General features: G+C 73.3%; 10 protein-coding genes. 5 read left to right on the forward strand and 5 right to left on the reverse strand.

Features of this window, described 5'->3' with window-relative positions:
- Window positions 1–333: 333 nt before the first annotated feature.
- The 3 genes from NWP09_RS10135 to NWP09_RS10145 form a co-directional block, all read right to left on the reverse strand.
- Window positions 334–1,173 (reverse strand): class I SAM-dependent methyltransferase, encoded by an 840-nt coding sequence (locus tag NWP09_RS10135; RefSeq protein WP_258275391.1) that lies wholly within the window; start codon window positions 1,171–1,173, stop codon window positions 334–336.
- Between the two features lie 68 nt (window positions 1,174–1,241).
- Entirely contained in the window at window positions 1,242–1,859 is a 618-nt protein-coding gene (locus NWP09_RS10140; RefSeq protein ID WP_258275392.1) for a DUF305 domain-containing protein, read from the reverse strand.
- A 77-nt stretch (window positions 1,860–1,936) separates the two neighbouring features.
- Window positions 1,937–2,380 (reverse strand): hypothetical protein, encoded by a 444-nt coding sequence (locus NWP09_RS10145; RefSeq protein ID WP_258275393.1) that lies wholly within the window; start codon window positions 2,378–2,380, stop codon window positions 1,937–1,939.
- A 102-nt stretch (window positions 2,381–2,482) separates the two neighbouring features.
- On the opposite strand from NWP09_RS10145, the gene NWP09_RS10150 reads away from it, so the two are divergent.
- Window positions 2,483–3,229, forward strand: a complete 747-nt coding sequence (locus tag NWP09_RS10150; protein ID WP_258275394.1) for a phosphoglyceromutase — start codon at window positions 2,483–2,485, stop codon at window positions 3,227–3,229.
- A gap of 166 nt (window positions 3,230–3,395) precedes the next feature.
- Here the strand turns inward: NWP09_RS10150 and phoU are convergent, their stop codons facing one another.
- On the reverse strand, window positions 3,396–4,151 hold the full coding sequence (gene phoU / locus NWP09_RS10155; RefSeq protein ID WP_258275395.1) for a phosphate signaling complex protein PhoU: 756 nt from the start codon (window positions 4,149–4,151) through the stop codon (window positions 3,396–3,398).
- A 145-nt stretch (window positions 4,152–4,296) separates the two neighbouring features.
- On the opposite strand from phoU, the gene NWP09_RS10160 reads away from it, so the two are divergent.
- Together NWP09_RS10160 and NWP09_RS10165 are read left to right on the forward strand one after the other, a co-directional pair.
- On the forward strand, window positions 4,297–5,445 hold the full coding sequence (locus NWP09_RS10160) for a cell wall metabolism sensor histidine kinase WalK (protein ID WP_258275396.1): 1,149 nt from the start codon (window positions 4,297–4,299) through the stop codon (window positions 5,443–5,445).
- Window positions 5,442–6,128 (forward strand): response regulator transcription factor, encoded by a 687-nt coding sequence (locus tag NWP09_RS10165; protein WP_258275397.1) that lies wholly within the window; start codon window positions 5,442–5,444, stop codon window positions 6,126–6,128. The genes NWP09_RS10160 and NWP09_RS10165 overlap by 4 nt, the downstream gene beginning before the upstream one ends.
- A 27-nt stretch (window positions 6,129–6,155) precedes the next feature.
- Here the strand turns inward: NWP09_RS10165 and NWP09_RS10170 are convergent, their stop codons facing one another.
- Window positions 6,156–6,614: a hypothetical protein gene (locus tag NWP09_RS10170; protein ID WP_258275398.1), complete on the reverse strand. Its 459-nt coding sequence runs from the start codon at window positions 6,612–6,614 to the stop codon at window positions 6,156–6,158.
- A 209-nt stretch (window positions 6,615–6,823) separates the two neighbouring features.
- Between NWP09_RS10170 and NWP09_RS10175 the strand changes: the two genes are divergently transcribed.
- Both NWP09_RS10175 and NWP09_RS10180 read left to right on the forward strand, forming a co-directional pair.
- Entirely contained in the window at window positions 6,824–7,312 is a 489-nt protein-coding gene (locus tag NWP09_RS10175; RefSeq protein WP_258275399.1) for a CarD family transcriptional regulator, read from the forward strand.
- A 77-nt stretch (window positions 7,313–7,389) separates the two neighbouring features.
- The coding region (locus NWP09_RS10180; RefSeq protein ID WP_258275400.1) for a 2-C-methyl-D-erythritol 4-phosphate cytidylyltransferase at window positions 7,390–7,636 on the forward strand (247 nt) is incomplete at its 3' end.

Genomic DNA, 7,636 nt, shown 5'->3' on the forward strand with positions numbered 1-7,636 from the left:
CGCCTAGCGCTCCTCCGGACCGCCCGCCGCGGCTGCCCCGCCTGGGCGCGGTGCAGCGCCCGACCCGCCCGGCCGAGCCGCCCGCCTAGCGCTCCTCCGGACACACCTCCTGGGCCCCGACTGGCTCCGCGGACCCCGTTCCGGCTCCGGGACCCCAGAGCGCGGGTCCCGATGCCGGGATGGGGTCCGCGTCCGAGGTCGGCCCGCCGCCATCGCACGGTGAGGGACCCCTTCTACCGAACGGGACCCGGTGCACCGGGTCCCGTTCGGTGCAAGGGGTCCCGTTCCGCGGGCCGCAGCGTGCGGCTCGAGGGGTCGCCGCCGGGCGGCGGCTCAGGCGCGCGGGGCGACCGCCTCCCACGCGACCGTCAGCTCGCCGAGCCGCCAGCGCGCGGGGCCGCCGGTGACCGGCCAGCCCGACTCGCGCATCCGCCGCACCGTCGCGACCCAGCGCTGCGTCGCCCCGAAGTCGGCGAGCGGCGCCTCGATCGCCCACGCGCGGTCGAGCTCGCCGAGCAGCGCGTGCACGCGCTCGCCCGGCACGTTGCGGTGGATGAGCGCCTTCGGCAGCCGCTCGGCGACGACCGAGGGCGCCCCCATCGCGTCGGTGCCGAGCTCGTCGACCTTGAGCGCGATCGTGAGCGAGCGCGGCCCGGCCGCGTCGAGCGCGACCCACGAGCACACGCGCCCGACCTCGTTCGACGTGCCCTCCACGAGCAGCCCGCTGGGCGCGAGCCGCGCGAGCATCGTCGCCCAGTGCGCGGCGACCTCGTGCTCGTCGTACTGCCGCAGCACGTTCATCGCGCGGATCACGAGCGGGCGCCGCGGCGCCGGCACCTCGAAGCCGCCGAGCGCGAACGACACCCGCGCATCCGCCGCGATCGCGCGCCCGTAGCGGGTCGGACCCGCTTCGCGCGCGGCGGCGAGCTCGGCGGTCGCGAGGGCGACCCGCTCGGGGTGGATCTCAAGGCCGAGCACCTCGACGGTCGGGTTCCCGCGCGCGAGCCGCTCGTGCAGCTCGAGGCTCGTGGTGGCGCTCGCCCCGTAGCCGAGGTCGACGACGAGCGCGCCCGGCACGCGCACGGCCGGCTGCGCGGCGATCCAGCGGTCGACGCGGCGCAGCCGGTTCACGCCGGTCGTGCCGCGCGTGATGCGTCCGGTCGGCTTCGCCACCCGTCCATTCTCGCGCGGTGCTGCCGGGCAGGGCGGGGACGGCGCGCACGCCGACCCCGCCCTCCGCGTCACAGCTCGGTGAGGAGCTGGCGCATCTCGGCGATCTCGGCGGTCTGGTCGTCGACCATGCGCTGCGCGAGCTCGGCGACCGTGCCGTCGCGCCCCATGCTCAGTGCCGACTGGGCCATCATGACCGCGCCCTCGTGGTGCACGATCATCTGCTCGAGGAACAGCCGCGACGCCTCGGCGCCGTCGGCCGCCTCGAGGGCCTCCATGTCGTCCTCCGACATCATCATGCCGCCGCCGGTGCCCATGCCGTGGCCGCCGTGGCCCGCGGAGGCGTCCGCGTCGTAGCCCCAGTCCTCGAGCAGCGCGGTCATCTCCTCGATCTCGGGCTGCTGCGCGGCCCGGATGCGCTCTGCCAGGTCGGTGACGCGCTCGTCGACGCCGTCCTTCGCGAGCACGATCTCGCTCATGTCGATGGCCTGCTGGTGGTGCGGGATCATGTTCTCGAGGAACATGACGTCGTGCTGGTTGCCCGCCGACGCATCCGCCCCGCTCGTGGCGCCGGGCGCCGCCTCGGAGGCGGTCGGGTCCGTCGCGGAGCCGCCGGTGCTGCTGCAGCCCGTGAGCACGAGCGCGGTCGTGAGCGCGCTGAGCAGCAGCGCGCGAGTGGTGGTCTTCATCAGGGTTCTCTCTCGTTCGATCGGATGTGATGGGCTCGGTGCGCGCGGCGGCGGTGCCGCAGCGCGCGAGGGCGCCATCAGGTCCGGCTGATCGAGAGCTCGGCGAGGGTGAGCGCCGGCGCGCGGCGCATGCCCGTCGGCCGCACGTGCCGCTCGGGGAGCGGGAGCCGCACGAGCGAGCCGGCTGCGGCGCGGCGCAGCAGCAGCAGGCCGAGCACGAGCAGCGCGAGCACGCAGCCCGCCGCCATCGCGACGAGCGCCTCGCAGCCGTCGCTCGTGCACTCGAGCGCGGCGAGCGGGCCCGCGGCGTCGACCGGCGCGACGGTCTGCTCGTGACCCGCGTGACCCGTGTGGTCGCCGACGTGCCGCGACTCGGTCGCGACCGGGAGCGGGGACGCGTCGTGCGCCGCGTGCGAGCCGCCGGAGAGGGTGTGCATGCCGAGCAGGCCCATGAGCACGGCGGTCACGGCGAGCACGAGGAGCAGCAGCCGCGGCCCCCCGAGCGGGGTGCGGGGCGTCATGGCTCGAAGCGCTCGCATCGCATCCTCCCTGCGGCTCGATGCTACTCCGGCGGCGGGCGCGCCAGCGCCGGCGGGGATCCGCCCCGCCACTAGGCTGACGGCATGACCGAGCGCACCCTCATCCTGCTCCGCCACGGCCAGTCGACCTGGAACGAGAAGAACCTCTTCACCGGCTGGGTCGACGTCCGGCTCACGCCGAAGGGCGAGGAGGAGGCGCGGCGCGGCGGCGAGCTGCTGCGGGAGCGCGACCTGCTGCCCGACGTGCTCTACACGTCGCTGCTCACGCGCGCGATCCAGACGGCGAACATCGCGCTCGACGCGGCGGACCGCGCGTGGATCCCCGTGGAGCGCTCGTGGCGGCTCAACGAGCGCCACTACGGCGACCTGCAGGGCAAGGACAAGGCCGAGACGCTCGAGCAGTACGGCGAGGAGCAGTTCATGACCTGGCGCCGGTCGTTCGACACGCCCCCGCCGCCCATCGCCGACGACAACCGGTACTCGCAGGCCGGCGACCCGCGGTACGCCGAGATCGACGGGGAGCTGCCGAAGACGGAGTGCCTGAAGGACGTCATCGAGCGCTTCCTGCCCTACTGGGAGTCGACGATCACCAAGGACCTCGACGCGGGGCGCACCGTGCTCGTCACGGCGCACGGCAACTCGCTGCGCGCCCTCGTGAAGCACCTCGACGCGATCTCCGACGACGACATCGCGGCCCTCAACATCCCGACGGGCATCCCGCTCGTCTACCGCCTCGGCGACGACAACATGCCGCTCGGCCCCGGGGAGTACCTCGACCCGGAGGCGGCGGCGGCGGGGGCGGCGGCGGTCGCGGCACAGGGCAAGCGCTAGGTTCCGAGGCCCGGGACGGGCCTCGGCGCTGGCGTCGCGCCGGAGGTCCGAAAGGCCCTCCGCTCTCAGCTCCAGCGCGCGGGGCAAGCGCTAGGTTCCGAGGCCCGGGACGGGCCGAACTCGACGAAGGGGGCTGCGCATCGCGCGGCCCCCTTCGTCATCCCCCTCAGTCGGAGGTCTCGAGCGGGTGCGGCGGCTTCCCGTCGGCGCCCAGGCGCGGGATCGACGACGTCGCCGGCTGCACCGGCTCGGGCGCCATGTCGGCGTGCGCGTCCTCGTCGCCCACCCAGTCGCCGGTCGCGAGGTACTTGACCTTCTTCGCGATGCCGACCGCGTGGTCGGCGAAGCGCTCGTGGTAGCGGCTCGCGAGCGTCGCGTCCACCGTGGTGTGCGCCGCGCCCTGCCACTCGGTGCCGAGCACGTGCGCGAAGACCTCGCGGTGCAGCCCGTCGACGACCTCGTCGGCGGTCTCGATGCGCTCGGCGATCGAGAGGTCCTGCGTCTCGAGCAGGTCGCGCAGCAGGTTCGCGATCTCGATGTCCTTCGCGCCCATCTCGGCGAACGTGGGAGCGAGCGAGTCGGGCACGACGTTCATCGGGAAGCGGTAGCGCGCGAGCAGCGCGATGTGCCGGGCGAGGTCGCCCATGCGCTCGAGCGACGCCGAGATGCGCAGCGCGGAGACCGTGATGCGGAGGTCGCGCGCGACGGGCGACTGCCGGGCGATAATGTTGATCGCGAGCTCGTCGAGCGCCGACGCCTTGTCGTCGATGATCGGGTCGGTCGCGATCACCTGCTCCGCGAGCTGCACGTTGGAGTCGCCGAAGGCCCGCACCGCGGCCTCGATCGAGACCACGACGTGGTTGGCGATGTCGACGAGGCGATCCTGCACCTCGGCGAGCTCCTGTTGAAAGACGTCGCGCATGGCTCCTGCTCCCTGTGCGTTGACGACCGACAGCGTCGGGCGATGGGCACGATCCGGACACCCAGTGTCCTCGGCTCAGGTTACCGCCCGGTGTCTGAGGGCTGAACCTCCGGGGCCCGTCGGGCGCCCGGCTACGATGAAGCACGTGGATGCGTCCTGGTACGTGCTCCTCGCGCTCCTGCTGGGCTTCGCGATCGGGGCGCTCTCCGTGCACCTGCTCGGCGTCGCCGCGCAGCGCGGCCGGCAGGTGATGGCGATCGCGAGCGAGCCCATCCCCGACGGCGTCGCCGCGATGGTCGACGTGCTCGAGTCGGCGGGCGTCGTGCTCGACGGCTCGAACCAGGTGCTGCTCGCGTCGCCCGGCGCGACGACGCTCGACATCGTCGACGGGCGCACCCTGCGCTCGCACGAGATCCTCGACGCCGTCCGCCGCGTCTGGCGCTCGGGCGAGGTCGAGGTGCTCGACCTCGTGCATCGCCGCGGCCGCATCGGCACCGGCACGGAGCTGCACCTGCGGGTGCGCGTCGCGCCGCTCGGCAACCGCTTCATGCTCGTGCTCGCGGCCGACCGCACCGAGGAGCTCCGCCTCGCGGGCGTGCGCCGCGACTTCGTCGCGAACGTGAGCCACGAGCTCAAGACCCCCATCGGCGCGATCGCCGTGCTCGCGGAGGCCATCGAGGCGGCCGCGGAGGACCCCGCCCGGGTGCGCTCGTTCGCGCAGCGCATGCAGGTCGAGGCCGACCGCCTCGGTCGCATGACGAAGGAGCTCATCGACCTCTCGCGCATCCAGGCCGACGACCCCCTCGACCGCCCCGAGCGCGTCGGCATCTCGGGCGTCATCGATGCCGCGATCGACCGCAGCCGCGTGCTCGCGGAGGCGAAGCGGATGCGGATCATGCCCCGGGTGCTCGACGAGGCGGAGGTGCTCGGGTCGACCGAGCTCATCACGATGGCGGTGCAGAACCTCATCACGAACGCGGTGCAGTACTCGCCCGAGGCGACCCACGTGGGCGTGGGCGTGCGCGTCGTCGACGGGATCGTCGAGATCGCGGTGACCGACAAGGGCGTCGGGATCGCGCCGGAGGACCGGGAGCGGGTGTTCGAGCGCTTCTACCGCGTCGACCCCGCCCGCAGCCGCGTGACCGGCGGCACGGGCCTCGGCCTCAGTATCGTGAAGCACGTCGCCGTGAGCCACGGCGGCGAGGTCACCCTCTGGTCGCGCCCGGGCCAGGGCTCGACCTTCACCCTGCGACTGCCCGTCGCCGAGAAGCCTGCCCGCAAGGAGACTGCATGACGCGCATCCTGATCGTCGAGGACGAGGTCGCGCTCGCCGAGCCGCTCGCCTACCTGCTCGAGCTCGAGGGGTACGAGACCGCTCACGTCGACGACGGGGACCGCGCGGTGCGGCTGTTCGAGGAGGAGGGGGCCGACCTCATCCTGCTCGACCTCATGCTCCCCGGCCGCAGCGGCACCGAGGTGTGCCAGCACATCCGCCGCACCTCGAAGGTGCCCATCATCATGGTCACCGCGAAGGACAGCGAGGTCGACACGATCGTCGGCCTCGAGCTCGGCGCCGACGACTACGTCACGAAGCCGTACTCGTCCCGCGAGCTCGTGGCGCGCATCCGCGCCGTCCTGCGACGCCGCGCCGCGGAGGAGGAGGACGAGGAGGACGACTCGGTCGTCGAGATCGACCGGGTGCGCCTGGACTCCGACAGCCACACCGTGACGGTCGACGGCCGCGAGGTGGCGATGCCGCTGCGCGAGTTCGAGCTGCTCGAGTACCTCATGCGCAACGCCGGCCGGGTGCTCACGCGCGGCCAGCTCATCGACCGCGTGTGGGGCAGCGACTACTTCGGCGACACGAAGACGCTCGACGTGCACATCAAGCGGCTGCGGGCGAAGATCGAGGAGGACCCGTCGAGCCCGAAGCTCGTGGTGACGCTCCGGGGACTGGGCTACCGCTTCGAGCGGTAGGCGATGGAGGCCCTCAGCCCCAGCGCGCTACTCGGCGGGGCCGAGCTCGGCGTAGTCGGGGAACTCGGTCGAGAAGACCTGCACGCCGACGCCCTCGGGCTCGGCGCCGTCGGCCTGGAACGAGACGTTGCGCTGGGCGCCGAACTCGACCTCGTCGACCTCGAACACGAGCTGCTCCTCGTCGGGGAAGCCGAACACGGTCGTGCCCTGCGGCACGCGCACCTGTTGCGCCTGGTCGTCGACGCGCACCTCGACGGTCGTCGCCTCGCCGGGGTTCGTGAACGTGACGGCGAGGTTCAGCGCGTCGCCCTCGGGCTCGCCGACGAGCAGCGCGTTGTGGAACTCGACCGTGCCCGTGCTGCCCGAGATGCCGTCGGAGGGGTCGTACTGGATGGTCGTCGCCTGCGGCGTGAGGATGTTGCATCCGGTCGCGGCGAGCGCGACGACGACGGCGGCGGCTGCGGCGGCGAGGGGGCGGTGCTGCACGGGATCCCTTTCGACGATGGCCGCGGGCGCAGAGTTGCGCTGCCGCGGTCGGGATCGACTCTACTACTCGCCGCTCGGGCCGAGAGCGGAGGGGGTCGGAGTGCCCCCTCGGCGGCCGCCGAGGGGCGTGATCCAACCACGCCCGCCGGGCCTCGGCGAGCGACACGCTGTGATAAAATCGAGGTTCTGGCTAGACGGAGGAGCATTCGATGAACTTTGAGGTCGGAGAGACGGTCGTCTACCCCCACCACGGTGCCGCGACGATCACCGAGGTCAAGGTCCGCAAGATCAAGGGCGTCGAGACCACGTACCTCAAGCTCAACGTCGCCCAGGGCGGCCTCACGATCGAGGTGCCCGCGCAGAACGTCGACATGGTCGGCGTGCGCGACGTCATCGGCGAGGAGGGCCTCGACCGCGTCTTCGAGGTGCTGCGCGCCGACTTCACCGAGGAGCCCACGAACTGGGCGCGCCGCTACAAGGCCAACGTCGAGAAGCTCGCCTCCGGCGACGTCATCAAGGTGAGCGAGGTCGTGCGCGACCTCAGCCGCCGCGACCAGGACCGCGGGCTCTCGGCCGGCGAGAAGCGCATGCTCGCGAAGGCGCGCCAGATCCTGGTGAGCGAGCTCGCGCTCGCCGAGCACACCGACGAGGACGCCGCGGCCGCGCGCCTCGACGAGGCGCTCGCCCCCGCGAGCTGACCCGCAGCGACACCCGAGGCACCCGGTCGGTCGGCCGGGTGCCTCGTCGCTTCCCGGCGCCGCCTAGGCTCGATCGCGTGACCGACACCGCGCTCATCGTCGTCGCCGCGGGCAGCGGCACCCGCCTCGGCCGGGGCCGGCCGAAGGCGTTCGTCGAGCTCGCGGGCGCGACGATCCTCGAGCACGCCCTCCGCGGCCTCGGCTGGGTGCCGGCGCGGGTCGTCGTGGTCGTGCCCGGCGGGCTCGAGGCGGATGCGTCGGCGATCGCCGCGCGCGCGGGCGTCGATGCGCTCGTGGTCGCGGGCGGCGCGACGCGGGCCGACT

The sequence above is a fragment of the Agrococcus sp. HG114 genome (assembly GCF_024723325.1).
GTDB lineage: Bacteria > Actinomycetota > Actinomycetes > Actinomycetales > Microbacteriaceae > Agrococcus.

Excerpts from the sequence above, each read along its gene's own strand:
- NWP09_RS10140 (WP_258275392.1), bottom strand. The coding sequence starts at position 1,859 with ATGAAGACCACCACTCGCGCGCTGCTGCTCAGCGCGCTCACGACCGCG.
- NWP09_RS10145 (WP_258275393.1), bottom strand. The coding sequence starts at position 2,380 with ATGACGCCCCGCACCCCGCTCGGGGGGCCGCGGCTGCTGCTCCTCGTG.
- NWP09_RS10150 (WP_258275394.1), top strand. The coding sequence starts at position 2,483 with ATGACCGAGCGCACCCTCATCCTGCTCCGCCACGGCCAGTCGACCTGG.
- phoU (WP_258275395.1), bottom strand. The coding sequence starts at position 4,151 with ATGCGCGACGTCTTTCAACAGGAGCTCGCCGAGGTGCAGGATCGCCTC.
- NWP09_RS10165 (WP_258275397.1), top strand. The coding sequence starts at position 5,442 with ATGACGCGCATCCTGATCGTCGAGGACGAGGTCGCGCTCGCCGAGCCG.
- NWP09_RS10175 (WP_258275399.1), top strand. The coding sequence starts at position 6,824 with ATGAACTTTGAGGTCGGAGAGACGGTCGTCTACCCCCACCACGGTGCC.